This window comes from Pseudonocardia humida (assembly GCF_023898865.1).
GTDB classification, from domain to species: domain Bacteria; phylum Actinomycetota; class Actinomycetes; order Mycobacteriales; family Pseudonocardiaceae; genus Pseudonocardia; species Pseudonocardia humida.
Genome location: NZ_JAGSOV010000034.1, coordinates 1 through 20,781, shown reverse-complemented (window position 1 = coordinate 20,781; position 20,781 = coordinate 1). Strand labels below are relative to the sequence as shown.

The following is a 20,781-nucleotide window of genomic DNA, read 5'->3' as shown; positions in this document are numbered from 1 at the left end:
GTGAGCAGAGCCGTGATCTACGAGAAGTTCGGAGGCCCCGAAGTGCTCGACCTGCGGGACGTGCCCGAACCCCATGCCGGACGGGGCGAGGTCCGGGTCCGGGTCTCGGCCTTCGGCCTGAACGCGATGGACGCGCTCCTCGCCTCGACCCCGGAAGTGGCGACCCGGTTCGGCCGCACCCTCCCGTCGGGCTTCGGGTACGACTTCGCCGGGGTCGTCGACGAGGTGGGCGACGGTGTGTCGGCGTACGCGGTCGGCGAGCGGGTCTACGGTGGCGCGCTGGGCCGGGCCGCCGCCGACTTCGTGGTGGTCCAGACGCCCGCCGATGCGCTGTTCCGCACCCCGGACGGCATCAGCGACGTGGTCGCCGGCACCATCCCCGTCGCCGGTCTCACCGCCGCGGCCGCCCTGTCGGCGATCGGGCTGCACCCCGGCGACACCGTCCTGGTCGGCGGCGCTGCCGGCGGTGTGGGCGTGTTCGCCGTGCAGCTGGCCGCGCTCGCCGGCGCGACCGTGATCGGGACCGCCGCCGAGAGCACCTTCGGCTTCCTGCGCGAGCTGGGCGCCCAGCCCGTGTCCTACGGAGCGGGGCTGGCCGACCGTGTGCGGGCGCTGGCTCCGGGCGGCGTCACCGCCGCGACGGACCTCTTCGGCACGGAGACCGTCGAGGCGGCGCTCGCGCTCGGCGTGGCGCCCGAGCGGATCTCCACCATCGCCGCCGGGCCCAACCCACCCGGCGGCGCGCGAGCGACCGGTGGCACCGACGCCCGACCGGCCGACCTCGACACGATCACGGAGGCGATCCGCGCCGGCCGGCTGACCGTGCCGATCACCACCTTCGGGATCGAGCAGATCCGCGACGCCGTGACCGTGCAGGCCGGACGCCACGTCCACGGCAAGATCGTGATCACGCTGTGAGCGCGCGGATCCCCGACCAGACGGGTCGCACCGCGATCATCACCGGGGGCGGCAGCGGGATCGGCCGGGCCGCCGCTGCCGCGCTCGCGGCACGCGGGGCGCGGGTCATCCTCGCCGTCCGGGATCAGGACAAGGGCCGCGCGGCTGCGGCCGCGATGGGCGGCGGGGCCGAGGTCCGCCCACTGGATCTGGCCTCGCTCGCCTCGGTCCGGGAGTTCGCTCGCGGCGTCGACGAGCCGGTCGATCTCCTGATCAACAACGCCGGCGCCATGACCGCCTCCCTCCAGCGCACCGCCGACGGCTTCGAGAGCCAGTTCGGGGTCAACCACCTCGGGCACTTCGCGCTGACGAACCTGTTGCTGGACCGGGTCACCGCACGGGTGGTGACCGTCTCCTCGAGAGCCCACCGCTGGGCGCACATCGATTTCGACGACCTGGGATGGCACCGGCGTCCGTACCGCCCGTTCGCCGCCTACGCGCAGTCCAAGCTGGCGAACCTGCTGTTCACCGCGGAGCTGCAGCGACGCCTGACCGCGGCCGGCTCACCCGTGATCGCCACCGCTGCCGACCCCGGCTGGGCCGCGACGGGTTTCCGGATCGCCAGCGGCAACCGGGTCCTCGACACCCTCAGCGCGATCGCCACACGTGTGCTCGCGCACGGGCCGGAAGCCGGCGCGCTCCCGACGTTGCTCGCCGCCGTCGGAGACGTCCCGGGCGGGAGCCTCGCCGCCCCGAGCCGCTTCGGGGGCGTGCGCGGCCCGGCCACGCTGGTGCAGCGATCAGCCGAAGCGCACGACGCCGGCGTCGCCGGGCGGCTGTGGGAAGCTCACCGACACCCGCTTCCCGCTGCCTCGACCTCGCGCTCGCACGTCGTGAAAGCGGCGACGGCGACCCGTCGAGAAGCCCTCAGCCCCGCCCGGGCGCGGCGACCGTGTCGCCGGGGATGTTGTAGGGCGTGACGACCTGGACGCTCGAGTGCCAGGAGCGCGGGGTGCCCGGCAGCGCGCCGTGTGCCTGCATGACCAGGTGGCAGGCGCGGCGCAGGTCGAGTGCGAGGTCGTGGTGCAGCACCGCGGAGAGCTGCCCGCCCTGCAGCAGCGCCAGGTTCTCGGCGTCCAGGTCGTGCGCGACGAACGCCCGGCAGGGCCGCCCGGCCTCGGCGAAGGCCGCGACCGTCGCGGCGTTGCCGCCCACGGCGTACATCGAGTAGACCGCGGTGACCGCGGGGTCGGCGAGCGCGTCGCGGACCAGGCCGCGCAGCACGTCGTCGTCGCTGACCTCGACCAGCTCGACCTGCCGCCGCCCGGGGCGCAGGGAGCGGGTGGTCGCGCGGAAGCCCATCTCGCGGTCGTCCTCGCCCCGGAAGGAGCCGGTGCCCCGGGTGACCAGGACGGCGCCGTCCGCGGGGACCCACTGGTCGATCAGGTAGGCCGCGGTGGCCCCGGCCGCCCGGTTGTCCAGGCCGACGTAGGCGATCCGGGGGCTGGTCGGCAGGTCGGTGACGAGCGTGACGACCGGGATGCCGGCGTCGGCCAGCCGTTCCACGGCGGCCACGACCCGCTTCTTGAGGGATCGGCGGGCTTGTGGACCCCGCTGCCCGCCCGTCACGCTCGATGCGTTCCGCCCACCAGGAAGCGCCCGGAGAGGACGTCGTGATGACCGTCGAGCCCGCCGCCCGAACCGCACCCGGCTGGTTCACCGCTGACGACTGCCGCCTGGAGGACTTCCGCGCGGTCGTCGAGACCACGACGGACCTGGCCGGGTACCCCTACGCCGACGAGGTGCGGGAGGGCGTCCTGGTCTACGGCCCCCGGCTGCGCGACCACACCACGACCCCGGAGGGCCGCCGCGACGTGCAGGCCGAGCTGGCCCGCGCCCTCGCCGAGGGGCCCGGCATCGTCGTGTTCGCCGGTGCCTTCCCCGACACCGGCGCCGTCGACCGCGCCACCGCCGTCTTCGAGGCCCTGATCGCCGAGCAGAAGGCCGCGGGCGTGGTCGGCGGCGACCACTTCGCCGCGCCGGGGGCCAACGACCGCGTCTGGGGTGCGCTGGACAAGTTCGCCGTCCGCGACCCGGAGGCCTTCGCGGCCTACTACGGCAACGACGTCATCGCGCTGGTCTCGCAGGCCTGGCTGGGCCCGGGCTACCAGCTGACCAGCCAGGTCAACGTGGTCAACCCCGGCGGCCGGGCGCAGGTGGCCCACCGCGACTACCACCTCGGCTTCATGTCCGAGGAGCAGAGCGCGGCCTTCCCCGCCCACGTGCACCGGCTCTCCCCGGCGATGACGCTGCAGGGCGCGGTGGCCCACTGCGACATGCCGGTGCTCACCGGGCCGACCATGTACCTGCCGCACTCGCAGAAGTACGCCCCCGGCTACGTCGCCTTCCACCGCCCGGAGTTCAGCGCCTACTTCGACGCCCACCACGTGCAGCTCCCGCTGCGCAAGGGCGATGCCGCCTTCTTCAACCCGGCCCTGTTCCACGGGGCCGGCACCAACCGCTCGGCCGACGTCCGCCGGATGGCCAACCTGCTGCAGGTGTCGTCGGCGTTCGGCCGGGCGATGGAGGCGGTCGACCGCGCGGCGATGTGCCGGGCCCTCTACCCGGTGCTGGCCGCTCAGCGGGCCGCCGGCGCCGACGAGCGCACCCTGCGCAACGTGGTCGCCGCGGCCGCGGAGGGCTACGCCTTCCCGACGAACCTCGACCGCGACCAGCCGATCGGCGGGCTGGCTCCGGAGACCCAGGCCGAGCTGGTGTGGCGGGCCTCGGGCGAGCGGTGGCCGGTCGAGGCGTTCGACGCGGCGCTGTCCGCCCACGCCGAGCGGCGCGCCAGCGCCCCGTGACGACGGGGGCGCCCGCCGGCCGGGCCCACCGCGTCGCGACGACCGACGTGGGCGTCAGGCGCCGGTGCCGTCCTTCTCGGGGCGCCCGCCGTCGGACCCGCTGCCCGGGGCGGCCTTCGTCGAAGCGCGCCTGGTCGTGCCCGAGGACGTCGAGCGCGTGGTGCTCCTCGTACGGGGAGTGGCGGCTCGGGCGCGCGCGGCCGTCGTGCGTGCCGCGGTGGTCCGGGCGGTTCCCGCACCGGATCGGGCGGACTCCGCCCCACCGGACGGCGGGGCGGTCGCCTTCGCCTTCGTCTCCGTCGAGGACGCCGTGCCCCCGGCCGCCGCGGCCGGTGCCGTCGCGGCCGGCGTCGTCGCGGCCGGGGCCGCCGATCCGGTTGTGGTCGGTGCGGCGGCGGGCTGCTCGGGGGCCTTGGCCGGTCCCGCGTCCTGGTCGCCCGCCCCGGAACCGGTCGCGGCGTGCCGGGACAGGTCGTTGTCCTTCTCCCGGCGGACCATGTCGGCGAGCACGGCGCGTTCGTACTTGGTCTCGGCGGTGGCGGCGCGCTGCTGGGCCTGCGCGGCGGCGCTGCGGGCCTTCTTGCGCGCGGCCTGGAGCTTGTCGTCCTGCTTCGCCGCCGACTTGATCGACTTCTTCAGGTTCGCGACCTGGTCGAGTGCGGCCTGCAGCGCGGATTCGTGCTCGCGGCGGCGCGCGGAGTTGTCGTCGAGCTGCCGGTCGATGTCGGCGACGTGGGAGGCGGCCGAGTCGGCCGCCGCCTTCGCCGCCCGCAGCTTCTCGCGCCTGCGGTCGAGCGTCGAGCTCGACGCGCCGGCGTCGCCGGGAGCCGTGGTGCTGTCCTTCGTGGACGGGTCTGTCATGATCGGACCTCCTCGATCGGGGGCTGACTCGTCCGTCGGTGCGGACCGTCAGCGGGCTACCATGGCTACCCCGCTTCGATCGTGGCCAAGCGGCCGCGCGGACCGACCGGACCGGTGCGGGCGGCGGTTGCGCCCCTCAGAGCCGGGCGGCGGGCAGCCCTTCGGGCCCGACGGCCGGGTCCGGGTCGATCCGCAGCGCGGTCATGACCCGGGCCAGCCCGAGGTAGTGCCCCGCCGTCAGCGCGATCTCGACGATCTCGCGCTCGGAGAGCTCGGCGGACAGGGCGGCGTACTCCTCGTCGGTCACCTCGCCGTCGCGCACGAAGGCCCGGGTGAACACGAGCGTGGCGCGCTGAGCCGCGTCGAACGGGTCGAGCTCGCCGCGGTCGAGGGCCGCCAGCTGCTCGTCGGTGGCGCCCGCGGCCTTCGCGATGGGGACGTGCTGCTCCCACTCGTAGCGGGCCGCGAGGCGCCCGACCTGCAGGATCACCAGCTCGCGCAGCAGCGGGTCGAGGGCGAGGTCGGAGAGGATGGCGCCGCCGTACCGCAACCAGGGCCGGTAGGCGGTCTCGGCGTGCGCGAGCATCTGGAACACGTGCAGCGGGGGCATCTTGCCCACGGTCGAGGCGACGGCGGGTGGGGCGGTCTCGGCGGTGAGGTACCTGACGCGGGCCATGCCCCGGCACAGTACGAGGGTCGGGGCGCTCCGTTCCGGCGGCGGTCCGGGAGCAGGAGCGCGATCGTCGTGTTCTCGCGCGTGCGTTCCGACGGCGCGCGGTTGAACGGGGACGGAGGGGTACACGGCCCGCGTGAGCCACGACCCCACACCCCCCGCCTCGCCCGCGGTCGCCGCCGCCGGTGGGCCCCCACCGTCCATCGCCGGTCGGAGCCCGCGGCAGCTCGGCGGCCGGATGAGCATCCTGGCCCGCCAGCGGGCCGACCACGCCCGGCTGGACCGGCTCATGGCACGCGCCCGGGAGACGCTGGGCCCGGGCGACGAGCGCGAGCACGCCAGGGCGCTGCGCGCGCTGGCCCGGCTGGTGTTCACCCACGCCTTCGCCGAGGAGGCCGTGCTCTTCCCGGCCGCGCGCCGGGTGCTGCCCGAAGGCGATCCGCTGACCCTGCGCATCGAGACCGACCACCAGGAGGTCGACGACGTCGTCGCCGACCTGGACGGGTCCGACCGCGCGGAACCGGGGCACGTCGAGCTGATGGAGCACGCGTTCGCCGTGCTCGACCACGACGTGCGCACCGAGGAGGACGAGCTGCTGCCGCGGCTGCAGCAGCTGCTCGGTCCGTGGCGGCTGCGGCTGCTGGGCCTGCAGTGGGAGCTCGTGCGGCGGATCTCGCCGACCCGGCCGCACCCCGTCGTGTCCCGCCGCCCACCGGGGCAGACGCTCTCGGCGCTGCCGTTGACGGTCCTCGACCGCGGCCGGGACAACCTGCAGCGGCTCGACGAGCGCACCGGCCACCGCTTCCGCACCCGGCTGGCCACCCTCGACCGTGCGCTGGCCGCCGCGGCGGGGGCGGTCGAGCAGCTGCCGATCATGCAGCGCGGTGAGCGCCGGGAGACCAGCCGCTCCTGACGGTTTGCGCCGCCGTCCCGCGGGGATGCCCGGGGCACCGCGCAGCACCGGACGGCGGTCGTCCGGACGGCGGCGCGGTGGACTGGGAGGCGACGGGTGCGAGCGATGGTCTATCGCGGGCCGTACAAGGTGCGGGTCGAGGAGAAGGACGTGCCGCCGATCGAGCACCCCAACGACGCGATCGTCAAGGTGTCGCTGGCCGCGATCTGCGGCTCCGACCTGCACCTCTACCACGGGCTCATGCCCGACACGCGGGTCGGGATGACGTTCGGCCACGAGTTCGTCGGGACGGTGCACGAGGTCGGGTCGTCGGTGCGGAACCTGAAGCCGGGCGACCGGGTCATGGTGCCGTTCAACATCTACTGCGGGTCCTGCTTCTTCTGCGCCCGCGGCCTGTACTCCAACTGCCACAACGTCAACCCGAACGCCACCGCGGTCGGCGGGATCTACGGCTACTCGCACACCAGCGGCGGCTACGACGGCGGTCAGGCCGAGTACGTGCGGGTGCCGTTCGCCGACGTCGGGCCGGCGCCGATCCCGGACTGGATGGCCGAGGAGGACGCCGTCCTGCTCACCGACGCCCTGGCCACCGGCTACTTCGGCGCCCAGCTGGGCGACATCGTCGAGGGCGACGTGGTGGTCGTGTTCGGGGCCGGGCCGGTCGGGCTGTACGCGGCCAAGTCGGCGTGGCTGATGGGCGCGGGCCGGGTGATCGTCATCGACCACCTGGAGTACCGGCTGGCCAAGGCGCGGGAGTTCGCGCACGCCGAGACCTACAACTTCGTCGAGTACGACGACATCGTCGTGCACCTCAAGAAGATCACCGGCCACCTCGGGGCCGACGTCGCGATCGACGCCGTGGGCGCCGAGGCGGACGGCAACCTGCTCCAGCACGTCACCGCGGCCAAGCTGAAGCTGCAGGGCGGCTCGCCGATCGCGCTGAACTGGGCGATCGACGGCGTCCGCAAGGGCGGCACGATCTCGGTGATGGGTGCCTACGGCCCGATCTTCAGCGCGGTCAAGTTCGGCGACGCGATGAACAAGGGCCTCACGCTGCGGATGAACCAGGCCCCGGTCAAGCGGCAGTGGCCGCGGCTGTTCGAGCACGTCCGCAACGGCTACCTGAAGCCCAGCGACATCGTCACCCACCGGGTGCCGCTGGAGCACATCGCCGAGGCCTACCACATGTTCTCGGCCAAGCTCGACGGCTGCATCAAGCCGTTGATCGTCCCGAGCGCCGGCTGAGGAGGGCCGCAACGATGACCGAGCCCACGACCGACCTGCCGACCTACACGGCGCGGAAGCCGCCGAACGCGGAGACCAGCGAGCAGCTGCGGGCGCGCATCCCCGGCTGGGGCGCCGACCTCGACCCGGCCGACCGGCCCGCGGTGCCCCGGGAGCGCTTCGACCCCGGGACGAGCGGGGCGCACTGGGAGTTCCCGGAGCGCCAGCCGGAGAAGTGGCCGCGGGAGCGGTCGATCGAGCACGCGATCCTCACCCCCGTGTTCGGCACCTCCTGCCCGCCGAAGGGCCTGTCCGGGGCGATCCGGAAGTTCTCCTACCGCCGCTACAGCGAGGGGCGCGCGGCGCACTGGCTGCTGCTGGTGGCCGCCGACCGGGTCGACGCCTGGGAGAGCCACCTGCGCTCGTTCGCGAGCCCGCGCCCGGACAACCCGATCACCCAGACCGGCGTGCTCGCCGAGTTCACCCGGCACGGGATCGCCTCCCGGCGCGGGCGCCGGCGCGCCGACGTGGTGCACCAGGGCCTCGACCCGCTGATCGTCGCCGGGCCGTGGCTCGTCGCCGCGGGCGCGGTCGTCGTCGGCACCCGCGCCCTGCTCCGGCGGGCGCGGGGCTGACCGCCGCTCAGCGCCGCGCCGGCCCCGGCAGCGCCGCGGGGTCGGCGGGTGCGGGCGGCTCGGCCGGGTCGCCGCGCAGCCGGTGCAGCTGCAGCGCCACCTGCAGCTCCAGCGCGCCCCTCGGGGCGCGCCAGGAGCGGCTGCCCAGCACCTGGTCGATGCGGTCCAGGCGCTGGTAGACGGTGTTGACGTGGACGCCGAGCCGCTGCGCGACCGTCGGCGGGTTCTGGCCGGCGGCGTAGTAGCGGTCCAGGGTCTGCACGAGCTGGGAGCCGTGTGCCCGGTCGTAGCGCAGCAGCGGCCCGAGCGCGCGTTCGACCTGGTGGCCCACCTGGGCGGCGGAGGCCTCCTCCAGCAGGGAGCCGAGCACCCCGAGCTCGGGCAGCGCGGCGCCGTCGCCGGCCCGCCCCAGGGCCAGCAGCAGCCGGTGGCAGCGGGCCGCGGCCCGGTGCAGGTCGCGGACCGCCTCGGCCGAGTCCGCCGGACCGGCCGCGCCCGCGGTGACCGGGTGGCCGGTGGCCGCGGCCAGGTCCGCGGCCGCGGCCCGGGCCAGTGCGGCGGCGTCGGTGCCCGGCACCAGGGCGACGGCGTGCCCGGCGTGCTCGCCGACGATGCCGCCGCGCCGCGCGGCGAACCGGACCGCGGCGTCGAGCAGCCTGCGCCGGGGCACCTCCTGGCCGCTGAGCACCAGGACGCTGTGCGGGAGGGCGAAGTCGACCGCGCCCAGCCGGCGCACCCGCCGGTGGAACACCGGCCAGCTCGGCGGTTGCTCGGCCACCAGGTCCTGGACCAGCTCGGCGCGCAGCTCCTGCTCGACCAGCGAGGTCTGGCGCTGCATGACCAGCAGCAGCGCCGCGGTCTGCGCGGCCCGTTCGAGGGTGCGCTCGTCGGTGTCGGACAGCGGGCCGCAGCGGGCGAACAGCAGCCGGCCGAACGCCTCGCGGCCCGCGCCGATGGGCACCGCGCGGACGACCGCGCCCGGTGGGGGACCGGTCAGCACGGCCAGCGGCGGTGGGGCGCCGGGCACGGCGGCCTGCCCCAGCACGCGTCCGTCGCCGGACAGCACCACGACGGTGCCGTCCAGGATGCGGGCGACGGTGTCGGCGAACTCGAGCAGCCCGACGCGGTGCAGCGCCATCGGCATCAGCCGCTCGTGGGCCCGCCCGGCCCGCTGCAGGGCCTCGCCCTGCGCGCGCAGCCGGGCGTTGGTCGCCCGCAGCTCGTGCGACGCCTCCTGCACCCGCTCGTAGAGGCGGGCGTTCTCCAGCACGACCGCGGCGTGCCCGGCCAGCGAGGACAGCAGGGCGATCTCGCCCTGCCCGAAGGTGTGCCGGCGGCGGGTGGCGGCGAACAGCGCGCCGAGGACCGCGGTGCCCAGCTTGATGGGCACGCCGACCATGCTGACGAAGCCCTCGTCGGCGACGGCCGCGGCCACCGCGGGGTCGCGGCGCAGCCGGGCGTCGCGGCGGTAGTCGGTGGTGGCCAGCGGTTGGCCGGTCTGGATCACGTACCCGCCGACCCCGAGCCCGGGGCGCTGGCGCACGGTCTCGATGGCCGGGGTGCGGGTGCCGGAGGTGACCCGCATGACCGCGTCGCCGGTGGCCGGCTCCACCAGCGCGATGTAGGTGGAATCACCGGCCAGCAGCTGCCGGGCCCGGTCGGCGATGGCGCGCAGCAGCTCGTCGGTGCCCCGCAGGGACGTGAGGTCGCGCGCGGTCTCGACGAGCACCCGCATCTCGCGCTCGCGGCGGGCGCGCTGGTCGAGCAGGGTGCGCACGCGCCTGGCGTCGGCGAGCGCGCGGCCCAGCAGCGCGACACCGCGCTCGTCGGGCGCGACGGCCGGGTCGCGCAGTTGCGCCGCGACCACGTCGAGCTGATCGGCGGGGGCCTCCTCGGCCAGCAGCCGCAGCACGTGGGCCAGGACGCCGGCCGGGGTGCCGGCGCGGCTGGAGGCGTCGGTGGTCAGGGACATCGGCACCTCAACCGGCCGTCGTTGGCAAATGGTCGTTAGCCGACTGTAAGCAGCTCAAACGGACGAGGTCAAGGTGAACGGGAGTCGGCGTTAACCACTGCTAGCCGGGTCGGCCGGGGAGCAGGTCGTCGAGCGGGACCTGCTCGAGCACCTGGCGCAGCTGCAGGGCGACCTGCATGACCAGCGCGCCCTCCGGCTCGCGCCACCGGCGGTGCCCGAGCACCCGGTCGATCCGCTCCAGCCGCTGGTAGACCGTGTTCGGGTGCACCCGCAGCGCGCGCGCCACCGCGCGCGGGTTCTGCCCGGCCGCGAAGTAGGCGTCCAGGGTCGGCAGCAGCAGCGCGTTGTGCTCGGCGTCGTAGCGCTGGACCGGCTCGACCGCCTCGGCGAGCAGGTCCTGCAGCCCGCGGCGGGACGTGCCCGACAGCACCAGGCCCAGCACGCCCAGCTCCTCCGCGCCGCCGCCTTCGCCCTCCCGGCCCAGCGCGAGCAGCAGGCGCAGGGCCCGCTCGGCCTCGCGGTGCATCGCGCGCACCTGCGCGGGCGAGGTCGCCGGCCCGACCACCCCCGCGGTCACCACACCGCCGGTCGCCTTGCCGAGCTCGGCGGCGACGGTGCGGGCGGCGACGGCCCGGTCGATCCGGGGCAGCAGCAGCACCACGCGGGCGGCGTGCTCGGTGGCCAGCCCGCCGTCGCGGGCGGCCCGGTCGGCCGCGGCGCGCAGCAGCTGCCGGCGGGGGACGCCGTCGGCCGAGAGCACCAGCACGACGTGCGGCACGCGCAGGTCGAGCCCGCCGGAGCGGCGCGCCCGCCGGTCGAAGGCGGCCCAGTCGGGTTCGCGATCGGCCAGCAGGTCGTCGATCAGCTCGCCGCGCACCCGCTGCTCGGCCGCGGAGACCTGGCGCTCCATCAGCTGGAGCAGGGCAGCGGTCTGCGCCGCCCGTTCCAGGGTGCGCAGGTCGGCGTCGGGCAGCGGGCCCTCGACCACCAGCACGAGGTGGCCGAAGGTCTCGCCGCCCGCGCGCACCGGCACCGTCCACGTCCCCGGCGCGTCGGGCACCTCGCGGGCGTCGAGCGCGGCATCGGTCGGATCGGGCAGCAACCCGTGCAGCGACCCGTGCAGCGCGGCGTCCCCGGCGGCGGCGGACACCGTCCCGTCCGCGCCGACCGCGGCGACGCTGCCGCCGAGCATCCCGGCCACCACCTGCACCAGCTCGCCGACGTCGGCCCGGCGCAGGGCCAGCGGCATCAGCTGCTCGTGCGCGGCCGCGGCCCGCTCCAGCGAGCGGCTCTGCCGGGCCAGCTCGTCGTTGGCCTCGCGCAACCGCCCCGCGGCCGCCTCGGCGTGCCCGAACAGCCGGGCGTTCTCGATCACCACCGAGGCGTGGTCGGCCAGCGAGGTCAGCAGCTCGACCTCGGTGTCGTCGAAGGCGCGCCGGTAGCGGTTGGCCACGAACAGCGCGCCGACGACGTCGTCGCGCACCCGCAGCGGCACCCCGGCCATGCTGACGATGCCGTCCTCGACGACGGCGTCGGTGACCGCCGGGTCGCGGTCCAGGCGCGGGTCGGTCAGGTAGTCGGCGGTGGCGAACGGGCGGCCGGTGGCGATGATCCGTCCGCCGACGCCGCGCCCGAGCGGCTGGCGCACCGACTCGATGGCCCGGGTGACGGTGCCCAGCGTGATCCGCATGTAGACGTCGCCGGCGACCGGGTCCTTCAGCGCCAGGTAGGTGGCGTCGGTGCCGAGCAGCTGGCGGGCCCGGCGCACGATGGCCTCCAGGACCTCGTCGACGTCGCGCAGCGACGCGAGGTCGCGGGCGGTCTCGACGAGCGCGGCGGTCTCCTTCTCCCGCCGCTTGCGCCGGGCCAGTAGCTCGCGCACCCGCCCGGCGCGTCCGATCGCGACCAGCATCTCGTCGCGCTCCGGTCCCGGCGCGCCGGCCTCGACGATCTCGGCGAGCTGGTCGAACGCCTCGCTGGGCGCCTCGGTGGCCAGCAGGTGCAGCAGCCGCGCCAGCGTCTGGTCGGGCGCGGGGGTGCCCATCCCGCCCAGGATCACGCTCGCCTCCCGTCGACTCGGCCACGCTAGGTCATCGGGGCGCCGCGCAGCACCCGTCCGGTGGACGGGGGCGGTCGTGGACTCCGCCCGCCCCGTCCACCGCGCCTCACACGGCGAGCCCGGCGCCGTCGCCGAACTTGGCCGCCACCCGCTCCTGGCTGACCTTCGGGGTCCAGCGGTCCTCCTCCTCGCCCCACACGTCGCGCAGCTTGGGGATGACCTGGCCGAACAGCTGGTTGTTCTGCGCGGCCACCTCCTCGGGCAGGTTCCCCACGTGCATGCAGGTGATCAGCTGGCCGATCCGCAGCTCGGTGGCCAGCTCGCGCACGCGCTGCTCCACCCGCTCCGGGGTGCCGGCGATGATGTAGCCGAGCTCGTCGTACTCCCAGAACGACAGCTCGCCACGGGTGGCCTTGAGCCGCTCCTCGGCCGACTGGGTCTTGGCCCTGGTGAGGTTGGCCTTGATCGCGGCCGGGGTGTTGTAGCCGGGCGGGGTGGCGAACTCGATGGCGGTCGGGTTCTGCCGGTAGAAGTACTTCACCGCGTCGGAGTACTGCCGCTCGGCCTCGGCGTCGCTGTCGGCGCAGCAGATGATCTGGGTGAACGCCATCCGGTTCGGGTTCATGTTGGCGCCCTGGGACGCGGTGTAGTCCCAGAACCCGCCGACGATCGGCGCCGCGCTCTGCTTGCCCGAGAACGACAGGTAGCCGTAGCAGTAGTCGTTGTCGTTGACCACGTCCCAGGTCTCCGGGCTGCCGCTGCCCGGGATCCAGATCGGGATGTCGTCCTGCACCGGCCGCGGCCAGGTGTTGACGTAGCGCAGCTGGGTGTACTTGCCGTTGAACGCGAACGGCTCGGGCTCCCGCCAGGCCCGGGTGATCAGCTCGCGGGCCTCGTGGAACCGCTCGCGCAGCTCGATCGGCGGCACGCCGTAGGAGAAGGCGGTGTCCATCGGGGTGCCGAACACGATGCCGGCGATGACCCGCCCGCCGGACAGGGCGTCCAGCATCGCGATCTCCTCGGCCACCCGCACCGGCGGGTTGTACAGCGCCAGCGAGTTGCCGCACAGCGTGATCGCGGCGTTCTCGGTGGTCGCGGCCAGCACCGCGGCGAGCAGGTTGGGCGACGGGGTCATCGCCAGCGAGGTCTGGTGGTGCTCGTTGAGCAGCAGCGAGTCCCAGCCGAGCCCGTCGGCCTGCTGCATCAGCCGCAGGTACATGTGGTAGTCCTCGCCGACCTGGGTCGGGTCGGCGACCGCGGCCGGCGGGGTGACCCACGAGCTGCGCACGGTGTCGCCGAAGTCCGGCGGCAGCTTGGTGTAGTAGTGCTGGGCGAACCAGTGGAACTTCACTGCGAGTCCTCCAGGTTCCCGACCAGGTGGGTGGCGGGGGTGCCGCCGAGGTTGGCCACGTCGGCGCCCAGCTCGCGGCCCTCGGCCGAGCCGAGGCCGGCCTGCATGGCCGCGGCATCGGCGAAGTACAGCTCGGCCATCAGGTGGTAGCGCGGGGCGGAGCCGTCCGGGCCGGGCCCGAACCGGGTCACCTCGACCCGCTCGATCCCGGGCACCTTGCGCGCCAGCGGGACGTGCGTGCCCAGGTAGTGGGCGTCGAACGCGGCCACGTCGGCCGGGGTGTCGTAGAGCACCGTCAGCTTGATCATGTCTCTCCTCGGGGGGGTCAGCGGGGGCCTGCGGCCATCGCGCCGCCGTCGACGCGGTAGACCTCGCCGTTGACGAAGGCGGACTCGTCGGAGGCCAGGAACAGCACCATGTTGGCGATGTCGAAGGGCTCGCCCACCCGCGGCGACGCGACCCCCGCCAGCGCCGCCTCGGGCAGCTGCGGCACGGCGTCGAGCAGCTGCTGGGTGCGGATGACGCCCGGGGCGATCGCGTTGCAGCGCACGCCCTGCTTGCCGTGCTGGGCGGCGACGTGGCGGGTCAGCCCGATCACCGCGGCCTTGGTCGTGCCGTAGGCGGTGAGCGCGGCGCCGCCGCGCATCCCGCCGACCGAGGACATGTTGATGATCGACCCGCCGCCGCCCGCGACCATGTGCGGCAGCGCGTACTTGCACATCAGGAAGATGCTGCGGACGTTCGTGGCGAACGCCCGGTCCCACATCTCGACGCTGGTGTCGACCACCGAGCCGTCGGTGAACCAGGCGTCCGGCCCGACCAGCGCGGCGTTGTTGTGGATGACGTCGATCCGCCCGTGCTGGGCGATGACCGCGGCGACCAGGTCCTCGATCGACTTCTGGTCGGTCGCGTCGAAGTGCACGGCCGACGCGGCGTCGCCGACGCCCTCGGCCGTCCGCTTGGCCCCGTCCAGGTTGATGTCGGCGATCACCACCTGCGCGCCCTCGCGGGCGAGCGTGCGCGCGGTCTCCGCGCCGATGCCGGCCGCGCCGCCGGTGACCAGCGCGATCTTCCCCTCGACCCTGCCCATGTCGCTCAACCCTCCAGGAAGTCGGTGACGGCGGCGACGAACTCGTCCTCGCGCTCGACCATCGGGTAGTGGCCGGCCGCCTCGATCGGGGCGAGCCGGGCGTCCGGGATGAGCCGGACGAACTCCTCGGCGTAGGCGGGCGGCAGCAGCCCGTCGGACGTGCCGTGCACGACGAGCGTCGGCGCGTCGATCAGCGGCAGCCGCCTGCGCAGCCCGCGGTCGGCGATCGGCCACATGAACTTGGTGGCCGAGCCCAGGTTCTGCGCGCTGAACAGGATCGCCGCGTGCGGGTCGTCCGGGTCGGGCTCGAAGTTGGTCGGCTCCGACGTGGGCGCCTCGCCGTGCCACTTGGCCGCCTTGACCTCGTCGGCGGCGCCGAACGGGTCGGGCGCGGGCTGGGAGTCCAGCCACAGGCCGAACGCGTTCACCAGCACCAGCCTGCGCACCAGCTGCGGGGCGATCGCGGCCAGCTCGGCGGCGAACATCCCGCCCAGCGAGTGCCCGACGACGTCGATCCGGTCGATGCCCCACGACTCGACGAGCTCGCGGTAGAACAGCGCGACGTCCAGGACGTCGGTGAACGACTCGACGCCGGTGGAGCGGCCGTAGCCGGGCTGCTCGGGGGCCAGCACGCGGCGCGACTCGGCCAGCCGCCGCAGGAAGCCGGCCCCGCCCGGGTGCCGCTCGTAGCCGTGCAGGTAGAGCAGCGGCTCGCCGCTGCCCTGCTCCCACACCTGCACGTCGAACCGGCCGACGTGCGGGATCTCCAGGGTGGTCATGCGTCTCCTCCTCGCGGGGACGGGAATGCGTCGACGGGGATGCCGGGCGCGGCGGCGGCCACCCGCTGCCGGCTCACCGGCGGCGTCCAGGGGTCGTCGTACTCGGCCCACAGCTCGCGCAGGAACGGCGCGACCCGGGTACCGAACAGCTCGTTGTTCATCGCGGCGACGTCCTCGGCGAGGTCGCCCATGTGCATGCAGGTGATCAGCTGGCCCACCCGCAGCTCGACGGCCAGCTCGTGCAGCCGCTGGCGCACCCGCTCCGGGGTGCCGGCGACGATGAAGCCGAGCTCGTCGTACTCCCAGAAGGACAGCTCGCCGCGGGTGGCGCGCAACCGGTCCTCGGTCGAGACGCCCTTGGCCCGCTCCAGGACCTCGCGCTGGGAGGCCCGGGAGGTGTAGCCGGGCGGGTTGGCGTAGTGCAGCGGGGCCCGCTGGCGGGTGAAGAAGTAGCGCACCGCGTCGCCGTAGAGCCGCTCGGCCTCGGCGTCGGTGTCGGCCACGCAGACCAGCTGGGTGAACGCCATCCGGTGCGGGTTGGGCTCCAGGCCGCGCCGCTCGACCCGGTCCCAGAACCCGCGCACGATCGGGCGGGCGTTGGCCAGCCCGAAGAACGACAGGTAGCCGTAGCAGTAGCCCTCGTCCAGGACCAGGTCCCAGGTCTCGACGCTGCCGGTGCCGGGCACCCAGATCGGCGGGGGCGCCTGCACGGGCCGGGGCAGCACGTTGACGTAGCGCAGCCGGTTGTAGCGGCCGTTGAACGCGAACGGCTCCGGCTCGGTCCAGGCCCTGGTGATCAGCTCGCGGGCCTCGTGGAAGCGCTCGCGCAGCTCGGCGGGGGGCACCCCGTAGGCGAACGCGGTGTCCATCGGGGTGCCGAAGACGAACCCGGCGATCAGCCGCCCGCCCGACAGGCAGTCCAGGTAGGCCAGCTCCTCGGCCACCCTGACCGGCGGGTTGTACAGCGCCAGCGAGTTGCCGATGACCAGCAGCGCGGCGTTCTCGGTGGTCGAGGCCAGGCCGGCGGCGAGCAGGTTGGGCGAGGGGGTCATCGCGAACGTGGTCTGGTGGTGCTCGTTGACCGCCAGCCCGTCCCAGCCCAGCCGGTCGGCCTGCTGCATGAGCCGGATGAACATCCGGTACAGCTCGCCGGCGCGGTGCGGGTCGACCAGCGCGGCCGGGACGTCGACGCTGCCGCTGGGATGGCGCTGCGGGTAGGTCGTCGGCAGGGCCGGGTAGGTGGCCTCGGCGAACCAGTGGAACTTCACCGCGCCGCCCTAGAAGTCCGGCCCGAGGCCGCCGATCGGCGGCATCCCGGAGTGCGCCCACAGGCCCCCGTCGGCGACGATGTGGCTGCCGGTGACGAACGACGACTCGTCGCTCGCGAGGAACAGCACCACGTTCGCGATCTCCTCGGCCCGCCCGTAGCGGCCCATCGGGATCGCGTCGCGGATGTCGCTCCAGATCCGCGGCGCGGCCTCGTGCAGCCGCTCGATCGGTGGGGTGCCGATCGGGCCGGGGCACACGGCGTTGCAGCGCACGCCCTTGCGGGCGTACTCGATGCCGGTCACCCGGGTCAGGTTGACCACGCCCGCCTTGAGCACGTTGTAGGCGCCGAGGCCGAAGTCGCCGGCCAGCCCGGAGACCGAGGCCGTGTTGACGATCGAGCCGCGCCCGGCGGCCACCATCGGCACCAGCGCCTGCTTGATCGCGTACCAGTAGGAGACCAGGCCGACCTCCAGCGAGCGCCGGAAGCCCTCCAGGGTGAGGTCGCCGACCCGGCCGGACTCGAACGACACGTGGTTGTTGTGCAGCACGTCGAGCCGGCCGTGGGTGCTCGTGGCGAACCCGATGACCCGCTCGATCTCGGTCGGGTCGGACGCGTCGGCGTGCAGGAAGTCGATGGTGGCGCCCGTCGCGGTGAGCTCGGCGGCGATCTCCGCGGCGACGGCCTCGCCTGCGGTCTCGTCGATGTCGGCGATCACCACGCGCGCCCCCTCGCGGGCGAACGCGCGGGCGGTGGCCGCGCCGATCCCGGAGCCGCCCCCGGTGATCACGGCGACCCTGCCGTCCAGACGCATGGTTGTCCTCTCGGTGGAGTGCGGGATGCCGCCGGGAGCGGGGCTCGGACCGGCGCGACGGGTCAAGTCTGCGAGTGCGGGACCGGCCGGACAATGGAGCGGTGCCCACACCACCGAGGTGGTGCGTGGGCACCGCTCCACCGGTCAGGTGGTGACGCCGACGCCGCGGAAGGTCGGGGCGTAGGCGGGGCGGTAGCCCTCCGGGAACACGGCCTTGTCGGTCCAGGCGCTGGGCGGGAAGTGCGCGTGCAGCGGGAACGACTTGCGGATCTTCTTCTCCTCCTCGACCATCCGGTGCATCGCGGGCAGCCGCTCGTCGCGGGTGGCGCCGGTCAGCGCGTCCAGCCAGGCCTGCTGGAACTCCGGCGTGGTGGTGTTCCACGGGTTGGCGAACTGGCCGGGCAGGCTGGCCTGGTAGACCGTGGTCGGGTCCTGGAAGGGCGCGCCCATGCCGGGGAAGGCGTTGCCCTCCTGGCGGGCGTAGAACGTGTTGGGGGTGGTGGGCGACTCGATGACCCGGGTGCTGGCCCGCAGCCCGGCCTCGGCCAGCATCGGCACCAGCGCCTCGGCCACCGCGCGGTGGTCGTCGAGGCTGGGCACGAGCATCTCGAAGTCGACGCCGTTCGGGTACCCCGCCTCGGCGAGCAGCTGGCGGGCCTTGGCCGGGTCGTAGTCGTACTCCGGCTTGTCCGGGACGACGTCGGGGTTGAAGGCCCAGTACTCCGGCGGCATGTACTGGGCCACCGGCTCACCGATGCCGAAGAAGACGCCGTCGACGATCGCCTGCCGGTCGACGGCGTGCTCCATGGCCTCGCGGACGCGGATGTCGTCGAAGGGCGGCTTGCCGGTGTTCATGTACATCGACATGATCGACAGGCTCTTGGACGGCGCGGAGTTGAGCCCGGCCGCGGCGGCCTGCTCGGCCTGCGACGGGTCGAGGTAGGTCAGCTCGGCCTGCCCGGTCTGCAGCATGTTCATCCGGGTCGGCGCGGAGGTCTGCACGTAGATCTCGTAGTGCGCGGCCTTCGCCGCCTCCGGGTCCCAGTAGTCCGGGTTGCGGTCGTAGCGGCTGACCTGGCCGGGGATGAACTCGGCCAGGGTCGCCATGCCCGAGCCGACGGGCTTCTGGTCCAGGTCGGGGTTGCTCAGCGCGGCCGGGCTGATCATGGTGCCGGTGGTGCCGCTGAACAGCGCGGGCAGGTTGCCGCCCGGGCCCTTGAGGTTGACCCGCACCGTGGTCGGGTCGACCACCTGCACGTCGTTGACCCGGGCCAGCGCGCCCTTCTGGGTGCTGCCCTCCAGGGTCATCGCCCGGTCCAGGTTGGCCTTGACCGCGGCGGCGTCGAACTTGGTGCCGTCGGTGAAGGTGACGTCGTCGCGCAGGGTCAGCACCAGCGCGGTGTCGTCGTCGACGAACTCCCACCCGGTGGCCAGCTGCGGGACCAGCTCACCGGCCTCGTCCTCCATGATCAGCTGGTCGTAGACCAGCCGGAAGAAGATCATGTCCCAGGGGTTGGCCGACTTGTGCGGGTCGAAGGTCGACGGGTTCTGCACGAACACGTAGCGGAACGTGCCGTTCGGGTCGATCTCGCCGGTGCCCCCGCCCCCGCCGCCGCCGGAGCGGGCTCCGCCGCCGCAGGCGGCGAGGGCCAGCAGGGCGAGCACGGCCAGCAGGCTGACCAACCAGCGGGGGCGCGAGTGCAGTGTCCTCGGCGGGGACGGCGGTGCTGTTCTCACGGGTGTGTCTCCTGGGTCTGGCGGGTCGCCGGGTGGTCGGTGGTCCGCTAGTCGGTGAACTGGCCGCCGGCCGGGTGCAGGATCTGGCCGGTCATGAACGACGACTCGGCCGAGGCGAGGAACAGGCAGGCCGCGGCCTGTTCGTCGGGGGTTCCGTTGCGGCCCATCGGGGTGATGCTCATGGCCTGGCGGTGCGCGGGGCTGTCCTCGGGGACGTCCCACATCGGGGTCGTGGTGTAGCCGGGGCCCACGGCGTTGACCCGGATTCCGGTCGTGGCCAGTTCCAGGGCCATGACCTTGGTGAGCATCCAGACGCCCGCCTTGGACACGCAGTAGGGCGAGGCGCCGGCCAGCGGGATCTTCCCGGCCGTCGAGGCGATGTTGATGATCGATCCGCCGTCGCCCTGGGCCAGCATCTGCCGGGCCAGCGCGCGGTCGGTCTGCAGGACGCCGATGACGTTGACGTCCATGACCCGGCGGAAGGCGTCGGTGGAGACGTTGACGACGTGCCCGGCGTCGCTCTCCACCCGGGCCTGGCGCTCGGCCGCGGTGGCGGCCGAGGAGATGCCGGCCGAGGCGACCCCGACGTCGACCCGGCCGAACTCGGCGACGGCCGCGGCGACGAGCGCGTCGCAGTCGGCCTCGCTGGTGGTGTCGGTGCGCACGTAGTGCGCGCGGCGGCCGGCCTTCTCGACCAGCGCCACCGTCTCGTCGCCGGGGGCGAGGTCGCCGATCACGATGTCGGCGCCCTCCTCGGCGAACCGGACGGCGGTGGCCCGGCCGATCCCGCCGGCCCCGCCGGTGATCACCGCGACCCGGTCCCGCAGTGCTCCTGCCATCCTGTTCTCCCTGCTGTCGGTCCACAGTGGACGATCGGGGTGCGGCGCACCGGGACGTGCTGCCCGGGCCCGTCGGTCAGCCGGTGAACTGGCCCCCGGCGGGCAGCAGCAGCTGCCCGGTGGTGAACGTCGACTCCGCCGAGGCCAGGTGCAGGCAGGTCGCGGCGATCTCGGCCGGCCGGCCCAGCCGGTTCATCGGCGTGATGCCCATGGCCGCCGCGTACGCGGCCTCGTCGTCCTCGATCCCGTCGATCATCGGCGTGGCCGTGTAGCCGGGACCGACGGCGTTGACCCGGATGCCGGTCGTGGCCAGTTCCAGGGCCATGACCTTGGTGAGCATCCAGACGCCCGCCTTGGACACGCAGTAGGGCGAGGCGCCGGCCAGCGGGATCTTCGCCGCGCTGGAGGCGATGTTGATGATGGATCCGCCGTCGCCCTGGGCGAGCATCCGCCGGGCCAGCGCGCGGTCGGTCTGCAGCACGCCGACGACGTTGACCTCCAGCACCCGCTGGAACGCCGCGACGTCGAGGTTGACGACGTTCGTCGCGCCCTCCGACGCCACCCGGGTCTGCACGTTGCTCGGCCCCGCCGCGGTGGCGATCCCGGCCGAGGCCACGCCGACGTCGACCCGGCCGAACTCGGCGACGGCCGCGGCGACGAGCGCGTCGCAGTCGGCCTCGCTGGTGGTGTCGGTGCGCACGTAGTGCGCGCGGCGGCCGGCCTTCTCGACCAGCGCCACCGTCTCGTCGCCGGGGGCGAGGTCGCCGATCACGATGTCGGCGCCCTCCTCGGCGAACCGGACGGCG

At 74.3% G+C, this 20,781-nt stretch carries 20 protein-coding genes; 6 read left to right on the top strand and 14 right to left on the bottom strand.

Annotated elements, in window-relative coordinates; translation table 11 throughout:
* Together KDL28_RS14630 and KDL28_RS14625 are read left to right on the top strand one after the other, a co-directional pair.
* Positions 1–918, top strand: coding sequence for an NADP-dependent oxidoreductase (locus tag KDL28_RS14630; RefSeq protein ID WP_252438825.1), 918 nt, complete (start codon positions 1–3; stop codon positions 916–918).
* A complete protein-coding gene (locus KDL28_RS14625; protein WP_308216005.1) occupies positions 915–1,877 on the top strand; it encodes an oxidoreductase in 963 nt (320 codons plus the stop codon). The genes KDL28_RS14630 and KDL28_RS14625 overlap by 4 nt, the downstream gene beginning before the upstream one ends.
* Here KDL28_RS14625 and KDL28_RS14620 read toward each other — a convergent pair.
* Positions 1,825–2,472 carry a substrate-binding domain-containing protein gene (locus KDL28_RS14620; protein WP_252438823.1) on the bottom strand — a complete coding sequence of 216 codons (648 nt, stop codon included), beginning with the start codon at positions 2,470–2,472 and terminating at the stop codon, positions 1,825–1,827. The genes KDL28_RS14625 and KDL28_RS14620 overlap by 53 nt on opposite strands.
* A gap of 101 nt (positions 2,473–2,573) precedes the next feature.
* On the opposite strand from KDL28_RS14620, the gene KDL28_RS14615 reads away from it, so the two are divergent.
* A complete protein-coding gene (locus KDL28_RS14615) occupies positions 2,574–3,761 on the top strand; it encodes a phytanoyl-CoA dioxygenase family protein (protein ID WP_252438821.1) in 1,188 nt (395 codons plus the stop codon).
* A gap of 54 nt (positions 3,762–3,815) precedes the next feature.
* Here the strand turns inward: KDL28_RS14615 and KDL28_RS14610 are convergent, their stop codons facing one another.
* The gene (locus tag KDL28_RS14610) at positions 3,816–4,622 is read right to left on the bottom strand and encodes a hypothetical protein (protein ID WP_252438819.1); all 807 of its coding nucleotides are present in this window, start codon (positions 4,620–4,622) and stop codon (positions 3,816–3,818) included.
* A gap of 136 nt (positions 4,623–4,758) precedes the next feature.
* Positions 4,759–5,298: a carboxymuconolactone decarboxylase family protein gene (locus KDL28_RS14605; RefSeq protein ID WP_252438817.1), complete on the bottom strand. Its 540-nt coding sequence runs from the start codon at positions 5,296–5,298 to the stop codon at positions 4,759–4,761.
* 133 nt (positions 5,299–5,431) lie between these two features.
* On the opposite strand from KDL28_RS14605, the gene KDL28_RS14600 reads away from it, so the two are divergent.
* From KDL28_RS14600 to KDL28_RS14590, 3 genes are all read left to right on the top strand, one after another.
* Positions 5,432–6,208 carry a hemerythrin domain-containing protein gene (locus KDL28_RS14600; protein WP_252438815.1) on the top strand — a complete coding sequence of 259 codons (777 nt, stop codon included), beginning with the start codon at positions 5,432–5,434 and terminating at the stop codon, positions 6,206–6,208.
* A gap of 105 nt (positions 6,209–6,313) precedes the next feature.
* Positions 6,314–7,453 carry a zinc-dependent alcohol dehydrogenase gene (locus KDL28_RS14595; RefSeq protein ID WP_252438813.1) on the top strand — a complete coding sequence of 380 codons (1,140 nt, stop codon included), beginning with the start codon at positions 6,314–6,316 and terminating at the stop codon, positions 7,451–7,453.
* Between the two features lie 14 nt (positions 7,454–7,467).
* Complete coding sequence (locus tag KDL28_RS14590; protein ID WP_252438811.1) at positions 7,468–8,067, top strand: hypothetical protein; 600 nt, start codon at positions 7,468–7,470, stop codon at positions 8,065–8,067.
* Positions 8,068–8,074: 7 nt separating this feature from the next.
* Here the strand turns inward: KDL28_RS14590 and KDL28_RS14585 are convergent, their stop codons facing one another.
* From KDL28_RS14585 to KDL28_RS14535, 11 genes are all read right to left on the bottom strand, one after another.
* Entirely contained in the window at positions 8,075–10,039 is a 1,965-nt protein-coding gene (locus KDL28_RS14585; protein WP_252438809.1) for a helix-turn-helix domain-containing protein, read from the bottom strand.
* Positions 10,040–10,139: 100 nt separating this feature from the next.
* Positions 10,140–12,083 carry a GAF domain-containing protein gene (locus KDL28_RS14580; RefSeq protein WP_252438807.1) on the bottom strand — a complete coding sequence of 648 codons (1,944 nt, stop codon included), beginning with the start codon at positions 12,081–12,083 and terminating at the stop codon, positions 10,140–10,142.
* Positions 12,084–12,204: 121 nt separating this feature from the next.
* Positions 12,205–13,449 (bottom strand): LLM class flavin-dependent oxidoreductase, encoded by a 1,245-nt coding sequence (locus tag KDL28_RS14575; RefSeq protein ID WP_252438805.1) that lies wholly within the window; start codon positions 13,447–13,449, stop codon positions 12,205–12,207.
* Positions 13,446–13,757, bottom strand: coding sequence for an EthD family reductase (locus tag KDL28_RS14570; RefSeq protein WP_252438803.1), 312 nt, complete (start codon positions 13,755–13,757; stop codon positions 13,446–13,448). Before KDL28_RS14570 ends, KDL28_RS14575 begins: the two co-directional genes overlap by 4 nt.
* Positions 13,758–13,774: 17 nt before the next feature.
* Positions 13,775–14,539, bottom strand: a complete 765-nt coding sequence (locus KDL28_RS14565; protein WP_252438801.1) for an SDR family NAD(P)-dependent oxidoreductase — start codon at positions 14,537–14,539, stop codon at positions 13,775–13,777.
* Between the two features lie 5 nt (positions 14,540–14,544).
* Positions 14,545–15,318, bottom strand: coding sequence for an alpha/beta fold hydrolase (locus KDL28_RS14560; protein WP_252438799.1), 774 nt, complete (start codon positions 15,316–15,318; stop codon positions 14,545–14,547).
* Positions 15,315–16,586: an LLM class flavin-dependent oxidoreductase gene (locus tag KDL28_RS14555; RefSeq protein WP_252438797.1), complete on the bottom strand. Its 1,272-nt coding sequence runs from the start codon at positions 16,584–16,586 to the stop codon at positions 15,315–15,317. Before KDL28_RS14555 ends, KDL28_RS14560 begins: the two co-directional genes overlap by 4 nt.
* Positions 16,587–16,595: 9 nt before the next feature.
* The gene (locus tag KDL28_RS14550; protein ID WP_252438795.1) at positions 16,596–17,399 is read right to left on the bottom strand and encodes an SDR family NAD(P)-dependent oxidoreductase; all 804 of its coding nucleotides are present in this window, start codon (positions 17,397–17,399) and stop codon (positions 16,596–16,598) included.
* A gap of 144 nt (positions 17,400–17,543) precedes the next feature.
* A complete protein-coding gene (locus KDL28_RS14545) occupies positions 17,544–19,136 on the bottom strand; it encodes an ABC transporter substrate-binding protein (protein ID WP_252438793.1) in 1,593 nt (530 codons plus the stop codon).
* A gap of 47 nt (positions 19,137–19,183) precedes the next feature.
* Positions 19,184–19,975 carry an SDR family NAD(P)-dependent oxidoreductase gene (locus tag KDL28_RS14540; RefSeq protein WP_252438791.1) on the bottom strand — a complete coding sequence of 264 codons (792 nt, stop codon included), beginning with the start codon at positions 19,973–19,975 and terminating at the stop codon, positions 19,184–19,186.
* Positions 19,976–20,051: 76 nt separating this feature from the next.
* A partial coding sequence (locus KDL28_RS14535) for an SDR family NAD(P)-dependent oxidoreductase (RefSeq protein ID WP_252438789.1) occupies positions 20,052–20,781 on the bottom strand: 730 nt, incomplete at its 5' end.